Here is a 21,607-nt window from a genome sequence, read left to right on the forward strand (position 1 = left end):
CCCCTCACTATGAATTATGGAAACGGATGCGGATGTGGATTTAAACTTTCATTCGTTAAAGGCTCAGCCCAATATCCAAGTGTCATCGGTACGGTATACACTCTATCCAGTCCTGTAACCCGAGTGAGATGGTGACCAAACGTCATCGGTAACATGCCTGGAATAATTACTTTTACACAATGTAAGCCGTTCTTTTCTATAAGGGGGACCGTTTGATCTACAACAATTACTTCAAGTCCAGATTGATGTAACCTGTTTAAAAGTTGATGAAGATCAGATGTTAAATCCATATCAAATGATTGTAATGCATTCATTTCTTGGAACGTTTGCACCGGAGCATCTTCACGTAAAAGGAAGTGAAGACGTTCTTCCGCTTCTTTCAATCCATACAGCATACTATGGTCTTCCATTTGCGAAACAAGATATGGATCTTGTAAACAGTTTTCATATTTCTCTCTTTTTTGTTCAAGCTCTTCATCTGTTATAAGTAACATGCCCGCTATTTCATGAATTGCATTTTTTACAGCTCGAATTGGTTCCATATGTGCGCCGCCAGCACAGACGAGATTCATACCATCTTGCCTTGTATTTTTCGCAATGACCCATATGCTCGGAATACCATGTTCCATCGTCGCGTTGAAAACGTATAATTCATATCCAGTAATTGTGCGTAAGCGTTCAATCATTAATTGCAATTCAGTATCATTGGCTGAACTAAGATCGAGACGGGGAAGAGGTAATTCGGCATACCAAGTGAGCAAAAAGGCGTCACGCTCTACAATTTCTAAAATGCCGTGAAAAATTGCTTCTTCTAAACTACCACCAATGGCACATCCATTTGATGTTTCATACACGAAAGCATCTCTATGACCAAGGCTATAATAAGCGATTGATTCTGGAACTAGAAGGGGCCTGCTTTGTAATAAAGAATATCCCCATACCCAGTTTTGCTCATAATCAGGATCAAACGGCTTAAATGGAAAACTATCACGATTGTAATGTTCATTTGTATGTACACCAAGTGTGAGGGGATTCAGTGCAACATCTTCTAGCTCACGAAAACTGCCATGTACATTTGTTTTTTTTCCACGAGGCGACATACCGCAATAGCGTTCTAATCCTTCTAAAATAGCGGTTGCTTCACTAAGTGAAAATGAATGAGTCCGGCCCGCGACACCTTCATTTCCAAACAGTAACGGCATGTTTATAATGACATCAGCAAACGGTAATAAAGAATGTTGCATTTGGCCGTTTAAAATACCAGTCCGGTAATCTAAATAGTCTCTCGTTAAAAATGTGTTTAGCTCATGAATGGAACGACAGCGATACGTTTCAGTACTCGTTTTCAAACTTGGTTGTAAAGAAATTTGCGCTGCATCTGCTGTATCGTCAGGCAAATTGCTGCATACCGGACAGAGAGGGTCTGGAAGAAATGAATTCCGGGTACATTGTAACGTTTGTAAGTCCAGTAAAATGAGTTCGTTTTCTAAAGAAGAATATCCATGAGCTAATATTTTCTCTGTTTCAGCATGAATGAGCTGGCACATTTGTAACATTCCATTTTGGGTGGCGCGTACATCACGCCTCGTCACGTTCTCTGCTTTTAATGCATATTTTCGTTGTAGTTCCCACATTTCTCTTTGATCAAAGCCAGCTATAAACCGGCGTCCATCAGCGCAGTGGGAACATCCAGTTGTAAGAGGCTTCACGTAAGGACCGATAATACCTTCACCAAACGAAGTAAACGCGCGAAGCCACGGAATATTATTTGAGCGAAAGATAAGCTCAGCATCATGATGTACGGAAGAAGGAGACCCGTCATGTAAAACGAGAGCAAGATGAATGTTTTCAGGAAGAGCTTCTGTAATTGTATGCTGGCGGATGAGTGAATATTGCTTACACAATTGCTCATGTACATAGTCTGTGAGTAGGCCATCTCCTATAAGTAGTATGTTTTGAGTCATTGGTCATCCTCCTTTGCAATTAATACTCCATATACACCGTCTAAGCTGTCTCTTAAAAATGACTCAATAGCTAAATCAAAAACGAATGGATACAAGTTGTTTTCCGCTAAATTTTGCAAAGCAACTTGTAAAGACTGTACGCCTGGAATTTCTTCCTCTTCTTGTATTGCTACTCTAACAGAATCCGTGCTATATAAAACAATGGATGATTCCGGTAACATATTAGCTTTATAAGGAATCTCTTCATTTTGAATATGAAGGAGTGCTTGTTGCAGAGCATTTCTTAGTGCGAGTGTTATATTAATATTTGCCGCACCATACCATCTATCATTAATACCGATCCAAACGACAGGAAAACCAAGTAACTCCTCACTCATTCCTACTTTAGGTATTTCATGAATTGTAGAGAGAGCATCGTAGTAAAACCTACAATGTTTATCATGAATTTCGGTTAAATAAAGCTCTGTAATCTCTTCTAACATATGTGATTGGCGTTCATATAGCTTATTATTTAAATGTTTTTGGAGTGCTCGGTATACACCTTCTGTCATCGTTTCCCCAGCACCAATACCGATATCAGTATGTTCGGGGATAAGACGATGAATCATTTCAGCTACATATGTTTCAACTCCTGTTAAACCAGCTTCGCGGCGTGCTTCATTATGAGTTAATCCACCGCAAGTTATAGTAGGAAGGGGAGAGGTAGGTCCGTCTGATAATGGATTTGCAACTTGAATATTGCACTGTGATAAAGGCAATTGGTGTAAATCTTGTTCATCCCACATGTGGAATATGCCAGCTTCTTTAGAAGTTAACGTATCAAAAAAACGAAAAAGTTCAGTTGAAGTATATTGTCCGGAACGTTGGGCAAGGTTTTCTTGAAGATTTTGCACCGTATCAATTGTAAAGATTTCATCGGTTGCGAGAAGATGTTTTATGAAAGGGTGCCACTTTCCTTCAAGTGTTTCCAAGTTTAATAAAAAGAATTGAGGATTATGCTGCCTATGTGAATCTTCAGCGACATGTTTAAATAACTCGAAAACGATAACATTTGCTAACATTGCAGATGCAATTGGTGAGAAAGGTTCAGGTGGATTTTCACTTTGTAAAGTAGTTTCGTGTAGACGATGCCAAGCTGATTCCCAGCATTCTTCACGGTCTACGGTTACGACGGGTCCAGCTAAACCAATTCTTGATAAGCAAATAGCTGGTATGAAATTTTTCTTAAACTCTCTACAAATAGTATGGATTGCTCTTAAACTTTCAATATCTCCATTTTGGGAAACGTATAAAATCCAGTCGAAAGGCTCGAATACTTCATGTAAAGGGCGATCAATTGTAATATCTATTTCTTGAATAAGTACATTGTCATCATTTGCATATGCACGTTCGCTTAGTTCGTGAATTCGATCGTAGTTTGTTTCAGCACGATCTGTAACAAGATAATGGAATGTAGGTAAACCAGATTCTAATAAAGAAGAAACTAGGGAAGTAAGCATATCGCCAGAACCAATTATAAGCACATTTGCTGCGCGGTACGTTTCGAATTTTAAAGCGCCTGAATGGGAATCAGCTTCTAAAAACTCAATTTGCGAAGCATATCTGTCGAGTAATGCACTGGTTAATTCGTGGGGAGCATCTTGGCTTACATCACGAATGAAACCATTTTCATATAAAATCTCTCCAATTTCAAATACACGATTTTGATAGGGGAGAGGGAGACCATCGGTTATTTCTGTCAAAGAATGATTACCGTTAAACATAGGCATTAATTTCTCAATCCAGTCATAAATTCCATCACCATCCATACGGAATGAACTGGAGTTATTTCGAAAGTAAACACCCCCGTTTGAATCGGGGAGGAAGAAAGTATCCTTATTTGCTTTAAGTTTTGCATGAACTGGAAGGTTATTCATGTTTATCCCCCTTACGTTTTAGGCATACATTGTTAGTCTATGTAGTGTGATTTGTCCCGTATGAACGCAAAAAAAGCTGTAGAATGATGTATTCTACAACCTTTATATATTAGATTATTAATCTATCATGCCTTTCGAGAGGACTCCCACCTCTAAACGTAAGCGAAGGTGGTGAGGTGAATCGAAAGAAATATTTTATTTTCAAGAAAAGAGAGGAAGCATACGTTCTCTTTTGCTATAATATCCTTAACAAGGAGGTGAATAAAATGACAAAGGAAAATCCATCAAACTATAAAACTCTTCAAATTTGGATTAAAAAAGGGCATCGTATGTATTCTTATTTTCAAGAATGTTGTCATAACGCTAAGAACATGTACAACACCACAAACTTTTATATACGCCAGGTGTACACTGGATTAACACAAGAAAAAGAGTTGCAGCCTTTGCAAAAAGAAGTTCTGGATAATATTCATAAAAATATTGGTAAGATGAATGACACACAACTCCTGGCCTATCAGAAGAAATTGGAAAAAGAGAAATTAAAGCCTAAAGAAGAACAGAAAGAGATTAAATGTAATTTGTTTTCAGAACCTAATTTTGAAAAACCTTATGTAGATTACAACTTTCTAGATGCACTATTTAAGGCTATGATTCAAAATGATTATCGAGCTTTGCCTACGCAATGTAGCCAGTCAATCATGAAAGGGTTGTTCCAAAATTGAAAATCTTTTTTTGCTAGTTTAAAAGACTATAAAAAGAATCCAAACAAATATGCTGGAATGCCTAGGATCCCAAAGTATATTCGTTCTTCTGAAAAAGAGATTCTGTATACAAACCAAGATTGCATCATTAAAAACGGTAGATTTTTAAAGTTTCCAAAGACGAAATTACAATTAAATATTGGCAAACTAGGTTTCACTGAAGGTAAACTGAAACAAGTTCGTGTGATTCCAAAATACAATGAATATGTAGTGGAATTGGTAATTGATGTTCCTTCTGAACAACAAATTATTGAAGAGAATGCTCGTTATATGAGTATTGATTTAGGGATTGATAACCTTGCAACCATCGTAACAAACACAGGTATGAAACCTGTCCTTGTTAAGGGCAAACATGTCAAAAGCATAAATCAATATTACAACAAAATGAAGAGTCATTTTACAAGCATTCTTAGAAATGGAAAACAAACTAATGAAGGACCTTTTACTTCTAAAAGGATAGAAAAACTTCATCAAAAACGTTACTTGAAAATAAAAGACGTCTTCCATAAAGTTAGTCACCACATCGTAAAACTAGCTCAAGAAGAAGAAGTTTGTAAAATCGTTATTGGTCAAAACAAAAGTTGGAAACAAGAAACGAATATGGGAAAAAGAAATAACCAATCGTTTTGTCATATCCCGCATAATTTACTGATTCAAATGATTACATACAAAGCAAATGCTGTAGGCATTCAAGTTGTTGTAACTGAAGAATCATATACATCGAAAGCAAGTTTTCTGGATAACGACTTCATTCCAACGTATGGAGAAAATGACCAAAATACAACTTTTTCAGGAAAACGAATAAAGCGCGGCATATATCGTTCAGCAAATAAAACTTTAATTAATGCAGATGTAAATGCTGCGGCTAACATTTTACGAAAAGTAATCCCAAATGCATGGACAAATGGGATAGAGGGGTTAGGCGTGAAACAGCTCGCTAATGTGTTAACTCCCTTGACGTTAATCGTCCGTTAGGTCGAAACGTTAGAAACCCCCACTTCAAGCTTTGCTAAGTGGGGGAGTGTTCATCAACCTTCTAATAATAATGATTTTGGATCTTCAAGCATATCTTTAACAGCAACAAGGAAGCTAACTGCTTCTTTACCATCAACAATACGGTGATCGTAAGATAGTGCAAGGTACATCATTGGACGGTTTTCCATACGCTCTGCATCAATTGCAACTGGACGTACTTGGATTTGATGCATCCCTAGAATACCTACTTGTGGACTATTTAGGATTGGTGTTGACATTAGAGAACCGAACACGCCACCATTTGTAATCGTAAATGTACCACCTTGTAGCTCTTTTAATGAAAGTTTATTATCGCGTGCTTTCAGACCTAAATTACGAATCTCGCTTTCAATTTCAGCGAAGTTCAATTGGTTAGCATCGCGTACAACTGGAACAACTAATCCATCTGGAGCTGCTACTGCAATACCGATATCATAGAATTTTTTAATGATAAGCTCATCGCCTTGAATTTCAGCATTTAATAATGGGAACTGTTTTAATGCTGCAACAACTGCTTTTGTGAAGAATGACATAAAGCCAAGACGTACATCATGTTTTTTCTCGAAAGCATCTTTGCGTTCTTTACGTAATTCCATGATTGCACTCATATCAACTTCGTTAAATGTAGTTAACATTGCAGATGTTTGTTGAACTTCTACAAGACGTTTTGCAATTGTTTGACGGCGGCGGGACATTTTCACACGCTCAACTGGTTTTTCAAATTCAGTTTTTGCAACTGGAGCCGGACTTTGTTTTGGAGCAGCTGGTGCTTCTTTTGGCGCTGCAGCGTGAGCTTGTACGTCATGTGGTCTCACACGTCCAAGTGGATCTGTGCTACGTACTTCGTTTAAATCGATTCCTAATTCACGAGCCATTTTGCGAGCAGCTGGTGATGCGATAGGACGATTTGTATTTGGTAAACCTTGCAACGCTTTATTTTGTTCAGCACTTGGAGCTGCTGCTTTCGGTGCTTCAGTAGTTTCTTGTTTTGGTTGCTCAGCAGGTGGTGCTGGTGTACTTACTGCAACTGCTGCGCCGTTTGCATCTAAAATTGCGATAGTAGCGCCAACTTCAACTGTATCCCCAGGTTCGCCTAGTAACTTCGATACAATACCTGAATCCTCTGCAATGATTTCTACATTAACTTTGTCAGTCTCAAGCTCAACAACGCTGCCACCTTTCTCAACTTTGTCGCCTACGTTGATAAGCCATTGTGAAATAGTTCCTTCTGAAATAGATTCTGCAAGCTCAGGTACTTTAATTTCGATCATTTTAAATGTCCTCCCCTTATTTGCCTAACGGTGTGTTTTGTCTTCTTTAATCCTCGGTAATCTCCATTTGTTAGCCTGGCTGTGGCAGACTATCTGCCACAGCCAAGCCTGAAAAACTCATTGTTACTTTCAGTTGCTGAAAACTTCAATTTCTTGTTTATCTTGACGGAAGTTGTACTTCACATCTAAAGCGTGTGCAACGATTAATTCTTGCTCAGCTTTGTGAGCGAATGGATCGCCACCAGATGGGCTAGAACGATCCGGGCGTCCAATGTAACCTGTTTTCACTTTATCCCCAGCTAGTTCGAACAGAATTGGAGCCATGTAATGCCATGCGCCCATATTACGAGGTTCTTCTTGAACCCAAATGATTTCTTCTAAGTTTTTAAAGCGTTTAATAATAGATTGAACTTTTTCAGCAGGGAATGGGTACAACTGCTCGATACGAACCATATGAACTTCATCTAGGCTGTACTCATGCTTACCACTTTCGATTTCTGCTGCTAAGTCAATTGCCATTTTACCTGTACTTAAAACAAGACGTTTTACTTTATTTGGCTTTGTACCAAGGTTTTCTTGTTCTAAAGCAGGTTGGAAACGTCCTTCGCTTAACTGACTAGCAGTTGAAAGCGTAAGTGGATGACGTAATAAACTCTTTGGCGTCATAAGCACTAACGGTCGAACAGCTTCTGTTCCTAGGATAGATGCTTGACGACGTAAAATATGGAAGTATTGTGCCGCGCTCGTTAAGTTTGCAACTGTCCAGTTGTTCTCAGCAGCTAATTGTAAGAAACGCTCTGGACGTGCACTAGAGTGTTCTGGCCCTTGACCTTCATAACCGTGTGGTAATAGAAGAACTAAACCAGATTTTTGACCCCATTTCGCTCTTCCTGCTGAAACATATTGATCAAATAATGCTTGCGCAGTATTTGAGAAGTCACCGTATTGAGCTTCCCACATAACAAGAGTTTCTGGAGCAAATACGTTGTAACCATATTCGTAACCAACAACAGCAGCTTCTGATAACGGACTGTTATGAACAGAGAATGATGCGTTAATGTTCGGTAAACGGTGTAATGGTGAATATGTTTCGTTTGTATCAGTATCGTGTAATACGATATGACGGTGCGCGAATGTACCACGCTGTGAATCTTGACCAGTTAAACGAATTGGCGTACCTTCTTGCAAAATAGAAGCGAATGCTAACGATTCAGCAAGTGCCCATTCAATTTTACCGTTCTCTTCAAGAGCATCTTTACGGCGCTCAAGAATTTTCTTCACTTTTGGATATACGTTAAAGCCTTCAGGCCAAGATAATAGTCCTTCATTAATTGCACGAAGTGATTCAATTGAAACACCAGTGTCAATCGGCTGGATTCCTTTTGCAACAACCTCTGGAACTTTAACGTGAATTGTTGCAGCACTCGTATCAGCTGGTGGCACTTGTGCGTATTCAGCCTTTAATTCCTCTTGTATAAACTGAGTAATTGTTTCAACCTCATCTGCATTCAGAACGCCAGCAGATTGTAATTGATCTGCATAAATTGCTCTTACAGTTGGGTGATTTTTAATTTTTTTGTACACTTGTGGTTGCGTAACTGCTGGATCATCCATTTCGTTATGACCATATCGGCGGTAACCGATTAAATCGATTAAGAAGTCCTTTTTGAACAGCGTACGATATTGGATCGCAAGGTTTGCAGCAGCAAGACAAGCTTCCGGATCATCAGCATTCACGTGAACAATCGGAATATCGAAACCTTTTGCAAGGTCGCTTGAATATTTAGTAGAACGAGAATCATAGCTATCAGTCGTAAAGCCGACTGCATTATTTGCGATAACATGAATAGTTCCGCCAGTTTGGTATGCATTCAATCTACTTAAGTTGAGGGTCTCAGACACAACACCTTGACCAGGGAATGCAGCATCACCATGAACTAAAATTACGAATGATTTTGTAGTATCTTGTTCTGGAAGACCAGATTTTTTACGATTCTCTTGAGCTGCACGTGCGAAACCTTCAACAACAGGGTTAACGAACTCAAGATGACTCGGGTTATTTGCTAATGTAACACGAGTGCTAACTTCTTCATTACCAACGACTTGTTCTCTACCTAAATGGTATTTCACGTCGCCAGTCCAGCCAGCATTTGCCACTGCACCTTCTATTTTTGCATGTTTGAATTCTGCAAACATGTGATTATATGGCTTTTCTAATACGTGAGCGAGTACGCTTAGACGACCACGGTGAGCCATACCAATCATGACATCTTCTACTCCGCCTTTAGCACCTTCTGAAACAATTTCATCTAGTACAGGTACAAGCATATCAACGCCCTCTATAGAGAAACGTTTTTGACCAACGAATGTTTTATGCAAGAATTGCTCGAAACCTTCAACAGCAGTTAAACGTTTTAAAAGAGCAGTTCGTTTTTTATTTGATAATGGTTGACGCAATGAATTTGATTCCACCATTTGATGCAACCACGTGCGTTCTTCACTATCTTGTATATGTGAGAATTCATAAGCTAAAGATTTTGTATAAACGTCTTTTAATCTATGAATTACATCAAGTGCAGTGTGAATACCCTCTGGTGCATCTTGCCATACTGTTTTTGCTGGGATCGCTTTCAAGTCAGCATCGCTCAGTTCGTTCATTGTTTTCTCGATAAGAGATTGTCCGTTTGCAGCATCTTCCATCGGATTAATGTGAGCCAATGTATGCCCGAAAGAACGGATTTGTTCAACAAGTTGAACGACTTTAAGAATCTTTTCAATGTTCCCTGTGTTTTGAGGAGAAAAATGTGTTGCTGTGTTGTCCCCTGTTACGACATCATCTTGAAACGAAGGAGCTCCAAAAATTTCAAAAAGCTCTTGTAATTCCGGATCAACAGAACCTGCTCCAGTTACGTAAAGATCATACTGTTCAATAACATAACCAAGGTTCGGACCATGGAACTTGGCCCAAGGGTTTGTCGTTGTATTCTTCCTCGTCATTTGTTTAAACCTCCCAATGCATATAATCCTTTTTCCATACAAAAAGGTGCATTTTGCTCTTTTCAATAATTGATGAACCAATAATCAATGTAAATGTTTTTCTTTACTCTTATGTTATTACAATAATTTACATAATACCAAACACTATTACTTATCTGTTTTGTAAAAAAACATTCACAATAACTTATCACCCAAGTTAATCTTTCATGTTATAAAGTAATTTCACGGGAAAATGGGGTGGATATATTTGGTATACCTACATTAATACCTATAATTGTTGCATTTAAATATAAGTATAACTATCAGAATGTTTCGATAAAGTTTAGTTCGAATTATGTATATTGGAATAATAAGCGCTTTCATTGATATTATACAACAATATAACGGAATATAGTATAAAAAATAAAAAATTATGAATTTACCATAAACTTTATCTCGATAGTGTTAAATATCGAAAGGAAAATGAAGGATTTCTACAAAAAAAGTGGCTATACATAAAAAATGCTTCATAAACCGTTAGTTTCTATAAATATGGCGAAAAACAACGTAAAAACAATAGCGCATTTCACCCGATAAAGAGCAGAATGAAACATTTTAAAAGGATAAAACAAATATGGAGATATTAAATTTTCATAAAAACGGGGAGGAGATATAGTAACGGCTATATACATTGTTCCATGTTTCATTTCAAAATAGACGTGCTGAATTTGAAAAAGTTTCTTCTATATAAATAGAATGAAAAATAAACGAAATGAATGTAAAGGGACCTTGACGTAAAGTTTCCTTTACATATATACTCGGTATAAGGGAGGAGGGAGAAATTTCCTTGGAAAATAAAATGGTTGAATACCGAAAAAAATTTGGACTATCTCAAGAAAAATTGGCTGAGAAACTTGGAGTTTCCAGACAAACCATCATTTCAATTGAAAAGGGAAAATATGATCCATCACTTCCGTTAGCATTTGAAATAGCAAAAACATTTCAGACAACGATAGAACATGTATTTATTTATGAAGGAAAAGAAGAGGGGGAATAAAGATGAACTATTCACAAAAGTACTTCGTTATTATGGGAATTATTTTTCTATTTATGAGTGGATTTATGATATTAACAGGTATAATGACGCATTCTGCACCACCGGCTCCAACGTATACATTGCTTGCGATGATGATTATGTGTTTTTGCTTAAGTTACTTACACCCGCAATTTAAAGAAAAAGATGAGCGAATGAAACTTATTCGTTATAAAGGAATGTTCTTCAGCTTTTTTGCATTAACCGCATATTATCTTCTTTTCTCTTTCGGCTTAAACTTAAAAATAATTACACTATCTGCTACTGAACTATTGAACATACTTATGGCACTTACGATGAGTACAGTTTTTATATCGTTTGTTGTTTTATCGAAAAGATATTAAGATGTAAAAGAGAAAGGAAGATTAACATATGCAAATGATGTACGCTTTTGGCATGGGGCTTGTTTTATTTTTAGCGGTATTCTTATTTATTCGTAAAGACGTTCAAGGCGGAACGTTAACGAAACGAGGATTTTATAAAATGATCGGCTGCTTAGTTGTTATGTTTATAGCGATTATCGTAATGATCGTTTTAATAAATCAGTCACTATAGAATTTAAAAATGGAACCTTACTTTTGTAAGGTTTTTCTTTTTGAAAATAAAACTAAAAATTACCATAAAATCCATTTACTATCTATAATGAGTATTATATAATCCAATGAAATGATAGGTAAGGGGAATAGTATATGAAAAAAAGCTATCTTCTTTATAGGAGTATGTCTACTACTTATAGCTAGTATTACTTATATAATATGTAACAAACGAGAACAAGTGCCACCTATGTTAGTAGGGGAGGGCCAGGAATACTACGTTACGAATGAATCTGCAAAAGCAGAAGAAGTTGGGCAAAAAGCCTACTAAAGATAGTGAATCCAGCATATTAGAAGAAAAAACAGAAGTATTTGAAATGATTTTAGAAGAAGAGGATGAAAGGCCACCTATACTCGTAAAAGAACCTAATAGTGAAGAATATAGAGTAGCGAGGCCGATGTTAAAGTAAGTACTATAATAATGAAGAAACAAATTTTTAATAGAGAGTAGTGAGCGTTATGAGATGGAAAGCAGGAACTTTTGAAAAAATAGAAACGAATGACTCATCTATTGAGCAACTTATAAACACATTTAAGAAACAAAACTTAAATGGTGGAGCAGTAATAAGCTGTTTTAAAGTACATAACGAAAATTTTTTCAAAGAAATACCTTATGAAATAGATAGATACGAGCACTTTTTTAAAAAAGTCTTCAACTCTTTAGATATAATCAATAACTTAGAGGAATTAAAAATACATACATCAGAAAAATATAAGTTTCAATTTGAATATAATAGCGCGGTAATGCTTGATGGGAGTATCGCATTGCAAATTATAAGAGGAGGAGCATATAAAGGCTTTTCGGAGAGACCAGTAATGGCGAAGCAATTAGCGATTAATATATGCCAATACATGTTCCAAGATCGATATGAAGATATTACAGTGTTCGAAAACCACAGCCCTTGGACAGAATGGTTTTACGATGTTGCATGGGATAATACTTGGATGGTGTTAGATAGTAAGGAGCATAAAATGTGGTTAATTTGCGCTACGGATACGGATTGAAAGATAAAGAGCCTTGTAGAAATACTACAAGGCTCTTTATCTTTTGGGAAAGAATAGAAAACAAATCATATAAATGCTATACTAAAAAATGTTTGTAATGTCAGTTTCATACTATTGTATAATGCTGACTTACTAGAAAAGATAAGAGGAGAATGAACGTGAAAAAGATACAGAAATTATTGCTGTTAATGATGGTAGTAGGATTAACAGTAGGTGTTTTAGCAGGGTGTGCAAATCCGAAAGATACTACAGAAGAATTTTTAACAGCGATACAAAAAGGTGATGTAGAAAAGGCTCGTACATTTGTTGAGAGTGACAAGGAATTTAATAAACTAAATGAAAAAACAGATGATGCTGAGGCAAAAGCAATGCTGAGTGCAATTACGAAAAACTTTAAATTTAAAAAGCCAGAAGAAGTATCGAAAAAGGATGACAAAGCAGAAGTGAAAGTGAAAATTACATCTGCTGATCTATCCGTTGCTGTAACAAAAGCAGTGGGAGAAGTTATGCCAATGGCCTTTGCTAGTGCTTTTAGCGAAGACAAAGAACAATCTGAAAAAGCAATCGAAAAAACAATGACATCAACTATCGTCAAAAACTTAGCGGATAAAGATGCAGCAATGGCAACTCGCGAAGTTACATTGAACTTAAAGAAAAACAAAGATGGCGACTATAAAATCGTTGCTGATGATAACTTGAAAGAAGTATTATTTGCCAATGCGAAGTCTTTGGAGAAGATGTTTGGTGGGAAGTGATTTAGTTCTTGTAAAAGAGCGATATTCACAAAACGTTAGAGTGAGAATTTGAAAGTAGTTCAAAAAGATGCCAGCATTTGCTGGCATCTTTTTTTATGCAATCTATAAAAATGTGCTTATAACGAGCAATTATTAGTTGGTTATTTGCTTGTATATACTATGTTCCAATATTTATATTAACTATAGGATGTTAATAACCAGACAAAGCAAAAATTTTTAGTATAGAGGGATAGTGGCTTACTACAAAGATGGCGTATAAGGTTGGTCATAAAAGCTATTCAAGATAGGAAAGAAGTTAGATGGAATAGTAGACGAGAAATCTTGCATTTTGTAAGTTATAAATGTATTAAATATATGATATATTAATATAATAAATTTAATTGGAGGAATAAATTATGAAAATTGTAAAGTCAAAGAAGTTATGGATTACTTTAGCAGTAATCGTTGGATTAGTAATTTCATATTCGATTGGTGCTAGTGGAGCCAAGGTTGCTATCGAGAAAGAAAAGGTTACATATGAAGGGGCAAAAGCGAAAGCAGAAGAAAAAGAGAAAGAATTAAGTTACACGAAGAGCAAAGTCAAAGAAGGTATTGATGCAGAGCAAAAGAAGCTTGATGATAAAAAGGTTGAAGTAGAAGAAACTTTGGCTCTAGTAGCTAATAAGAATCAATTAACATCAGAAGTTGATAAGTTGGGCAAAGATGTAGAGACTAAGAAGGGTGAAGTAGGTAAATTAGATGGGGATATCCAAGCTAAGAATAGTGAACTACAGAAGCTTACAGAAGGCGTTAAAGCTAAGCAGGAAGAGCCTAGAATGTTAGGTGCAGGTGAATACATCGTGGGCAAAGATATTCCGGCGGGGCGTTATAAGGCTACGGCAGTAGGTCGTGGTAGTAACTTTGTTGTATTCGATAGCAAGAGTGGTTCAGCAACAGTAAATACCATTCTGGGTAATAGTTCAGTAGGTCGTGGCGATTATACTTTCTTCGCTGGTAGTGGTGATATTATCAAGACAGCAGAGCAAGTTAAACTTATTCCAGTTGAATAAGTTTAAAGAAATACTGGAAAGAAGGAGTTAGAAAGCCTTCTAAAGCAATTACAAGAAGCTAAAGCTAAGAGAATCGACCACAAGTGCAGTCATCTTTGTGAGTAGCGTAGGCTTCATAAGATTAATAAATAATAAGATAGACAACAAGAGTAAATACAATCATGAAAAAATGGGTAATTTGGGCGGTAATTTTTATATACATTCGGCGGTACTGCTATATAAGGGAATTGACAAAATCGAAGGGTATTATATGGCTAGTGAATACAGTGAGTTAAATAAACACGTTTATGTGGGGGGAGACGCATATAACTACACTATTAACTCGAATCTACTTACAGTGTTCTTTGTACTTGGCTCAGCATTCTTTATCGCAGGTACTCTTTTTTAATCGCTACTGGATCGATTATCAAGGCTCTTAAGGAAAAAAGTGGCATAAGCGGTTGAATTACCATATAAAAATAGCGATCTACCAACTGGTAGATCGCTATTTTTACGATATGACCCCGGAGAGGCTCGAACTCACGACCTCCACCCTGTCAAGGTGGCGCTCTCCCTGCTGAGCTACGGGATCTTCAAAAATGCTATATATAATAGCATCTTTAATCATTATGCTAAAGCAATTATATATAATTAACTGAAATTTTACAATATTTTTGCGGTAATCTTTTAAAGGTAAAGTATTTGGAATCAGGCTAGTAGTGTATTAAGGAATATATAAGAAGAGCATTTAATTGAAAGTGGATTTTGAATAAACCGGTTATATTATGATTTCCGATACCAATCCAAAGGACCTTCATCACTTAAGTCAACAAGAAAAGGGAATAAGAAGTGTAAAGGTAAGCTTATAAGTTCTGGCATAGCGTTCAATGTTTTCTTTGATAGATATTGTCTTCCGAAACAATACGGACAATCTTTTTCAAATGTTACGAGTATCGACCATACATCTTTTACTTTCCACTTCGTTTTACAATATGTACAACGCGCCATGGAGTTCCTCCTCATTTTAAAGTGTTTTCTAATATATTCTATTTGGTTGTACTAAAGTCAAGTGTAGTTGGTGTGATAGAATGTAAGTTGGTTTGTTTTTTTATATGGATGTATTCCGTAATTTATAACTAAATGAATGTAGTGTGAGGGTTATATAATAAGAGATTTTCATTTTTAATATGCAAATTGGCCAATATATCCTTTTTACAATTTTCAAGAAATCATGTATAAAAGAAGTACAAGATATTTATAAATATTCAGGAGTAGAGGGAGAATAATTGTAATGGTAAGAAAAACGTTTAAGATGCGTGTGTCTAGAAATAGAACGATTTCGATTGATGGTTCGATTCTTGATGTGGATGTGACGCATGATGAGTTTTTACAAGAGTTCGTTGAGTGGGTCGATTCTAAAGGTTGGTCGTTTATGGGTATGACGGACGAGATTACGCCCGAAGAAGCTGGGCAAAAGTTAATAGATTCGTTGATTGATGAGAAGGATAAGAAAGAGTAATTCCTTCTTATTTTTTGTTGTATATTTATGTTCCTAATCGTAAAAGTGTGATATAGTAAAAAAAGTGAATATTCTTCCAAATTAATACAAATTGCATATAGGTTGGTAGAGGTATTTTATAGAATGTGAAAGTAAAGGGAAAAGGGAGAGTCATATGGTAAATTTTAAGAAAATTTCGGTTTTTGTTATGGTTATTTGTTTATTTTTTTTGACACCTATGACGTTATATGCTGAGACGAATATTGGAGTAAATCCGGAGCAAGTGGCACCTCCACCTGCGGAAGGGCCGAATGTTTTTAGTCAGTTTGCGACTACGATTGATGCGAAAACAGGGGATATGTTGTACGACAAAAATGCACATCATCGTGCGTTCCCTGCTAGTATAACGAAAGTGTTAACGGCGATTTTACTAATGGAGCATACGAAGCCAGAGGATCAATTTACGTTTTCACAATTAGCATTAGATCAAGAGAAGAGTAATTATCAAATTGAGTTTCAACCTGGTGAGACGGTGAATAGAAATACTGCGCTTATGATTTTAATGGTGCTAAGTGCGAATGATGTGTCGTATGCGATTGCGGAGCGTATTGGAGGAAGTGTTGAAAATTTCGCTAATATGATGAATGAAAAGGCGAAGCAATTAGGGGCTAAAGATAGCCATTTTGTAACGCCAAATGGATTGCATGATCCAAATCATTATACGACGCCATATGATATGGCCATGATTACGAGAGGTGTGCAAAAGTATCCTGAAATTTTACAAGCGATGAATACGAAAAGAACGACGGTTACGACATCTACGCAAACAGTTTCTATTTTTAATAAGTCTACTTATTTTGAAAATCCATATAGCATTGGTGGTAAGACAGGGTTTACAAATGAAGCGCGCAATACACTCGTTTTATTAAATGAGAAGGATGGAAATCGTATTATAAATGTAGTAATGGCTTCTCAAAGACCTGAAATTTATGAAGATTTGAAGCAGATGGCTGAATATTCTTTTGGGCAATTTACGAAGCAAACTGTACTAGATAAACATAGTTGGCATCAAAAGACAACGTATTTAAATAAAGATGTTGATTCTGAGCTCGAAAAAAGTGCTGAGCTTATGCTTAAGAAAGATGAAGGGAAAAATGTGAAAACTATTTTTCGAGCCGCTTCATTAGATAAAGACTCTTTGTATCATAAGGGAATCCATCGTGGTGAGATAGTTGGTGCAGTTGATATTACGAAGAATAATCAAACAATTGCGACGATAAATGTTCTTTCAAAAGAAGATGTTACTTTTGCGATGCCTAAAAAAGATACAGTTGCACCTGAAGTAAAGGTATCGAATGTGAAAGTGATAAGTGTTGGGATCGGTGCGATTGTATTATTTGGAGCGATTTTATATGTAGTGCTGCGCCGAAATAACCAAGGGATGAAATCAGAAGAAAAATAAATTGCTAGTAGACCGTGATGAGATTTTGTCACGGTCTTTTTTGCATGCATTTCAAAAGTGATTTAACTAATAATTGTAAATTTTCACCTTGCATTTCTTATTTGTTCGTTATATTATTTGTTTATGTTCTTGTTAAAGAACAGTTAGAGCGTTATTAATTTCAAAATGATATAAAACAACAGAGAGGGAGAGAGATGATGAAATTCGTTTGGAAGATTATTAGCAACGTTATCTCATTTGTTTTATTTACATTGATGGCTTTTTTAGCTTTTGTGGTTATTTCGTCAAAAGCGAGTGGCGGGGATCCGACTGTTATGGGATATCAATTTAAGAGCGTTCTTTCAGGGTCGATGGAACCAACATTTTTAACAGGATCCATCATTGCGATAGAGCCTACGAAAGATGGATCTAAATATAAAAAAGGTGACGTTATTACGTTTAAAGAGAAAGATAACAAAATTATCACTCACCGTATTATCGGTGTGAAAGATACAAATGGAAAAGTAATGTATGAAACAAAAGGTGATAACAACAACGGACCAGATTTAGCACCAGTACTTGCAGAGAATGTAATCGGAAAATATGCAGATATTACAGTTCCATACGTTGGTTATGGACTGAATTATGCGAGTTCAAAAGCGGGAGCAGCATTACTTCTCATTATTCCTGGAGTCTTTTTACTTGGCTATTCTGCAATTTCTATTTTTGGTGCTATTCGTAGCATTGACGGAGAAAAGAAAGATAAAAAAGTAGAACAATCCGTCTAGTTCGTTTGGTTATACTTTCCGTTTAGGAAGTTAACAAATATATATATATTAAGGGGATATGGACATGACTTTAAAGAAAAAATTAGGAATGGGTATCGCATCAGCAGTACTAGGAGCAGCATTAGTTGGTGGAGGAACATTTGCATTCTTTAGCGATAAAGAAGTGTCAAATAATACATTTGCGGCTGGTACGCTTGATTTATCATTAAATCCATCAACAGTTGTTAATGTATCGAATTTAAAACCTGGTGATACAGTTGAAAAAGAATTTAAACTAGAAAATAAAGGCTCTTTAGATATTAAAAAGGTTCTATTAAAAACAGACTATAATGTAGAAGATACGAAGAAAGATAATAAAGATGATTTTGGTAAACATATTAAAGTAACATTCTTAAAAAATGTAGATAAGCATGAGACGATTGTGAAAGAAACTACATTAGATAAATTGAAGGGTGATACACTTACAGCAGTAAATAATGATTTAGCTGCTTGGTTCTGGGATGAAAAAGGTATTTCTGCAGGTAAATCTGATAAATTCAAAGTGAAATTTGAATTCGTTGATAATAAAAAAGACCAAAATGAATTCCAAGGCGATAAGTTACAATTAACTTGGACGTTTGATGCACAGCAAGGCGATGGTGAAACGAAATAATAATGACAACAAAAAGAGACTATCAAAGGTAGTCTCTTTTTGTGTTAAAAGAGAAATGTAAAAAGAAACATAATTTTTATATCATTTTGTAATTCTCTTTATTATAATAAGGTTATAGTTCTTGATAAAGAACGAGATGTTCGATAGGAGAGATTAAAATGCTGAAGACACCTCGCAAATTCAAAAAGATGCTTATATTGCCATGTTTGTGCTCTATTACTTTTTATTTAGGCTCTCAAATGATGACTTATACAGAGGCAACTTTCATTCATGAGACGAAAGTGCAGGCTACTATTTCGACAGCAAGTATTTTTCCAAAAACAGTTGATCAGTTGACAGAACAAGCTAAGCAACATAAGGAAGTTATTTTGCATGAGTATGAAGAGATGAAATCGAAAGTAACTTTCACTTCCACTCAAGAGTTAGAACAGGTGCTTGTTGCATGGAAGCAAGGGCGTGAGAAAATAACTGCTGAGAGAGAACTATTACAAAAAGTATATGTATCAATAGAAACTCCTTATAACAAAGTGAAAGAAGAGTTAACTGGAGATAAAAGTGAATCTAATAAGCAAGTATTCTCGTATGTGAATGCTGGTTTTCATATAGTTAAAGAACACTGCGAGTATGTTGATAAAGAGGTTAATTTACAGGAGATTGATAAACAAATTCAAGCTTTTGAGAAATTATTAGTAGATGAAACAACAAAGCAAAAGAACCTTGAAGAGAGTAAGAAACAAGAAGAAGCGAAAAAACTAGAAGAGAGTAAGAAACAGGAAGAAGCGAAAAAGTTAGAAGAGAGTAAGAAACAAGAAGAAGCGAAAAAGCTAGAAGAGAGTAAGAAACAAGAAGAAGCGAAAAAGCTAGAAGAGAGTAAGAAACAAGAAGAAGCGAAAAAGCTAGAAGAGAGTAAGAAGCAAGAAGAAGCGAAAAAGCTAGAAGAGAGTAAGAAGCAAGAAGAGGCGAAAAAGTTAGAAGAAAGTAAGAAACAAGAAGAACAGAAGGAATAGTAAGTAAAATACAGCAGCATTTCGGAAGGAATAAATACAATGATAAGACAAATAGGTGAGAGAGCCCTACGACTCACCTATTTGCTTTGTTTTTCTTATTTCACTATTCGTGGGTATAAGGTCTTCACCTGGAAATTTAATGAATGCGAGGAAGTTAGTTGGCCGCACGCTATTTGGTGAAGGTTAATGATCAGTGGGGATGGACAGAAAAACACTGATTAAAGTTTCACTTTATTTCTCAATACTTTTCTGAAAAAAAGGAAAAAATGTTGAGAAATAAAATTAATCAAAATATATATTGTATTTATACAGTGTTGTTCGTTATAATGAACTTAAGGTTTTTAAAAAGAACAAATATTAGCTTAGCTAATACAGTTTTAGTTACACCTCTTATTTCAAATAAGAGATAAAAATACAAAAAACAGCTAGGGGGAATTGATTGTGAGTCTGAAAAAGAAATTAGGTATGGGAGTTGCATCAGCAGCATTGGGGTTATCTTTAATTGGTGGAGGAACATTCGCTTACTTTAGCGATAAGGAAGTATCGAACAATACATTTGCAGCTGGGACGTTAGATCTTACATTAAACCCTAAAACGCTTGTAGATATTAAAGATTTAAAACCAGGGGATTCTGTTAAGAAAGAGTTCTTATTAAAGAACAGTGGTACTTTAGCAATTAAAGACGTTAAATTAGCGACAAAGTACACTGTTGCAGATGCAAAAGGCGATAACGCTGGTGAAGATTTTGGTAAGCACATTAAAGTGAAATTCCTTTGGAACTGGGATAAACAAAGTGAGCCTGTATATGAAACAACTTTAGCAGATTTACAAAATGCTGATCCTGATCTTGTAGCTAAAGATATCTTTTCTCCTGAGTGGGGTGAAAAAGGTGGCTTAGAAGCTGGAACAGAAGACTATCTATGGGTACAATTTGTATTCGAAGATGATGGTAAAGATCAAAATAAATTCCAAGGCGATTCATTGAACTTAGAATGGACATTCAATGCTAACCAAACAGATGGCGAAGAAAAATAATAAATCAAAAAAGCGGGTATCCCCCGCTTTTTTTTATAAAGAAAAAAAGAAGTGCCCGTTTTAAGCACTCTTTTATATGTATTATTGTTGATTTTTCTTCCATTGTGTAAATTCGAGAAATTCACGAAACTGTTCTTTTGAGACACCGGAGCTCATCGCATCTTTAACGAGTTGTGTCCATTCGGAGTCTAGATGACTTTCCGTTGTTGTTTCATCGTGAAGTAAAGTATCAACTGGAATTTGTAGAACAGCTGCAATTTTTTCAAGAAACTGAATAGAAGGGTTTTTTTGTAAATTCCGTTCTATAGAACTAATGTAAGATTTAGCTACACCAGCTTTTTCGGCGAGTTCTGTTAGTGAAATGCCTTTTTGTAAACGAAGGCGTTTTATACGTTCTCCTATCATATTTGCGCACCTTTCTATCAATATGTAGTCGTCTTATGATGTGATTATTATAACATAAACTTCGTTAAAAAGAACGAGGCTATTGAGCCTGGCTCGTATGCTTCATACGTTGGAAAAAGTGTTCAATATCTTGCAGGGCAATGCCAGCATCTAGAGCCTCAAGTATTAAATCAATCCATTCTTGATCTAGTGAGTCAGCCTTATCTTTGTACAAATGTAATTCCTCCCTAATTAGTGGTCATAATTGCTGCTACATAGTAGACGATAATTAACCGAATTTTATATTTTATGTGTCAAATTATCGAATATTGTGTAGATGAGACAAAGATAAAATCCCCATTAAATTCCCTCTATGGCGATTATAAAGTTTCTGACAAATATTTTCAATATTTTCTGAAAACATTG

The 21,607-nt window shown here is 35.9% G+C and carries 19 protein-coding genes, 1 tRNA gene and 2 pseudogenes; 14 read left to right on the forward strand and 8 right to left on the reverse strand.

Annotation, left to right across the window (positions count from 1 at the left end; translation table 11 throughout):
- Positions 1-14: 14 nt before the first annotated feature.
- A complete protein-coding gene (locus I6L50_RS12615) occupies positions 15-1,964 on the reverse strand; it encodes a TOMM precursor leader peptide-binding protein (RefSeq protein ID WP_219301745.1) in 1,950 nt (649 codons plus the stop codon).
- Entirely contained in the window at positions 1,961-3,880 is a 1,920-nt protein-coding gene (locus I6L50_RS12620) for a putative thiazole-containing bacteriocin maturation protein (RefSeq protein WP_219301746.1), read from the reverse strand. Before I6L50_RS12620 ends, I6L50_RS12615 begins: the two co-directional genes overlap by 4 nt.
- A 266-nt stretch (positions 3,881-4,146) precedes the next feature.
- On the opposite strand from I6L50_RS12620, the pseudogene I6L50_RS12625 reads away from it, so the two are divergent.
- Positions 4,147-5,616: pseudogene (locus tag I6L50_RS12625) on the forward strand (RNA-guided endonuclease InsQ/TnpB family protein).
- Between the two features lie 53 nt (positions 5,617-5,669).
- On the opposite strand, the gene odhB reads toward I6L50_RS12625, so the two are convergent.
- Together odhB and odhA are read right to left on the reverse strand one after the other, a co-directional pair.
- Positions 5,670-6,926, reverse strand: coding sequence for a 2-oxoglutarate dehydrogenase complex dihydrolipoyllysine-residue succinyltransferase (odhB, locus tag I6L50_RS12630; RefSeq protein WP_219301747.1), 1,257 nt, complete (start codon positions 6,924-6,926; stop codon positions 5,670-5,672).
- Between the two features lie 129 nt (positions 6,927-7,055).
- Positions 7,056-9,923: a 2-oxoglutarate dehydrogenase E1 component gene (gene odhA / locus I6L50_RS12635; RefSeq protein WP_219301748.1), complete on the reverse strand. Its 2,868-nt coding sequence runs from the start codon at positions 9,921-9,923 to the stop codon at positions 7,056-7,058.
- A gap of 826 nt (positions 9,924-10,749) precedes the next feature.
- On the opposite strand from odhA, the gene I6L50_RS12640 reads away from it, so the two are divergent.
- The 7 genes and pseudogenes from I6L50_RS12640 (at position 10,750) to I6L50_RS12670 (ending at position 14,397) form a co-directional block, all read left to right on the forward strand.
- Complete coding sequence (locus I6L50_RS12640) at positions 10,750-10,959, forward strand: helix-turn-helix transcriptional regulator (RefSeq protein ID WP_000428506.1); 210 nt, start codon at positions 10,750-10,752, stop codon at positions 10,957-10,959.
- Positions 10,960-10,961: 2 nt separating this feature from the next.
- Positions 10,962-11,339 (forward strand): hypothetical protein, encoded by a 378-nt coding sequence (locus tag I6L50_RS12645; protein ID WP_002140897.1) that lies wholly within the window; start codon positions 10,962-10,964, stop codon positions 11,337-11,339.
- 28 nt (positions 11,340-11,367) lie between these two features.
- Complete coding sequence (locus I6L50_RS12650) at positions 11,368-11,550, forward strand: DUF3976 domain-containing protein (protein ID WP_002086895.1); 183 nt, start codon at positions 11,368-11,370, stop codon at positions 11,548-11,550.
- Between the two features lie 147 nt (positions 11,551-11,697).
- Positions 11,698-11,998, forward strand: a pseudogene (locus I6L50_RS12655) (hypothetical protein).
- 49 nt (positions 11,999-12,047) lie between these two features.
- A complete protein-coding gene (locus tag I6L50_RS12660; protein WP_219301749.1) occupies positions 12,048-12,593 on the forward strand; it encodes a hypothetical protein in 546 nt (181 codons plus the stop codon).
- A 158-nt stretch (positions 12,594-12,751) separates the two neighbouring features.
- On the forward strand, positions 12,752-13,348 hold the full coding sequence (locus tag I6L50_RS12665; RefSeq protein WP_219301750.1) for a hypothetical protein: 597 nt from the start codon (positions 12,752-12,754) through the stop codon (positions 13,346-13,348).
- 395 nt (positions 13,349-13,743) lie between these two features.
- A complete protein-coding gene (locus I6L50_RS12670) occupies positions 13,744-14,397 on the forward strand; it encodes a hypothetical protein (RefSeq protein WP_113937738.1) in 654 nt (217 codons plus the stop codon).
- Between the two features lie 498 nt (positions 14,398-14,895).
- Here the strand turns inward: I6L50_RS12670 and I6L50_RS12675 are convergent.
- Both I6L50_RS12675 and I6L50_RS12680 read right to left on the reverse strand, forming a co-directional pair.
- Positions 14,896-14,968 (reverse strand) — tRNA-Val (locus tag I6L50_RS12675).
- Positions 14,969-15,159: 191 nt separating this feature from the next.
- Positions 15,160-15,384 (reverse strand): hypothetical protein, encoded by a 225-nt coding sequence (locus I6L50_RS12680; RefSeq protein WP_002188839.1) that lies wholly within the window; start codon positions 15,382-15,384, stop codon positions 15,160-15,162.
- Between the two features lie 283 nt (positions 15,385-15,667).
- Here I6L50_RS12680 and I6L50_RS12685 point away from each other — a divergent pair, with 283 nt between their 5' ends.
- The 6 genes from I6L50_RS12685 (at position 15,668) to calY (ending at position 20,797) form a co-directional block, all read left to right on the forward strand.
- Positions 15,668-15,895: a hypothetical protein gene (locus tag I6L50_RS12685; protein ID WP_002135051.1), complete on the forward strand. Its 228-nt coding sequence runs from the start codon at positions 15,668-15,670 to the stop codon at positions 15,893-15,895.
- Between the two features lie 154 nt (positions 15,896-16,049).
- Positions 16,050-17,336 (forward strand): D-alanyl-D-alanine carboxypeptidase family protein, encoded by a 1,287-nt coding sequence (locus I6L50_RS12690; protein ID WP_219301751.1) that lies wholly within the window; start codon positions 16,050-16,052, stop codon positions 17,334-17,336.
- Between the two features lie 197 nt (positions 17,337-17,533).
- A complete protein-coding gene (gene sipW / locus I6L50_RS12695; RefSeq protein ID WP_219303694.1) occupies positions 17,534-18,103 on the forward strand; it encodes a signal peptidase I SipW in 570 nt (189 codons plus the stop codon).
- A gap of 64 nt (positions 18,104-18,167) precedes the next feature.
- On the forward strand, positions 18,168-18,755 hold the full coding sequence (locus I6L50_RS12700; RefSeq protein ID WP_098499916.1) for a CalY family protein: 588 nt from the start codon (positions 18,168-18,170) through the stop codon (positions 18,753-18,755).
- Between the two features lie 158 nt (positions 18,756-18,913).
- Positions 18,914-19,762: a DUF4047 domain-containing protein gene (locus I6L50_RS12705; protein WP_219301752.1), complete on the forward strand. Its 849-nt coding sequence runs from the start codon at positions 18,914-18,916 to the stop codon at positions 19,760-19,762.
- Between the two features lie 441 nt (positions 19,763-20,203).
- The gene (gene calY, locus I6L50_RS12710; RefSeq protein ID WP_219301753.1) at positions 20,204-20,797 is read left to right on the forward strand and encodes a biofilm matrix protein CalY; all 594 of its coding nucleotides are present in this window, start codon (positions 20,204-20,206) and stop codon (positions 20,795-20,797) included.
- Positions 20,798-20,878: 81 nt separating this feature from the next.
- Here calY and I6L50_RS12715 read toward each other — a convergent pair whose 3' ends face one another.
- Together I6L50_RS12715 and I6L50_RS12720 are read right to left on the reverse strand one after the other, a co-directional pair.
- Positions 20,879-21,202: a helix-turn-helix domain-containing protein gene (locus I6L50_RS12715; RefSeq protein ID WP_002011473.1), complete on the reverse strand. Its 324-nt coding sequence runs from the start codon at positions 21,200-21,202 to the stop codon at positions 20,879-20,881.
- Positions 21,203-21,281: 79 nt separating this feature from the next.
- On the reverse strand, positions 21,282-21,416 hold the full coding sequence (locus tag I6L50_RS12720; RefSeq protein ID WP_002011474.1) for an anti-repressor SinI family protein: 135 nt from the start codon (positions 21,414-21,416) through the stop codon (positions 21,282-21,284).
- Between the last annotated feature and the right edge of the window lie 191 nt (positions 21,417-21,607).

The sequence above is a fragment of the Bacillus sp. FDAARGOS_1420 genome, from assembly GCF_019344915.1.
Lineage (GTDB): Bacteria > Bacillota > Bacilli > Bacillales > Bacillaceae_G > Bacillus_A > Bacillus_A mycoides.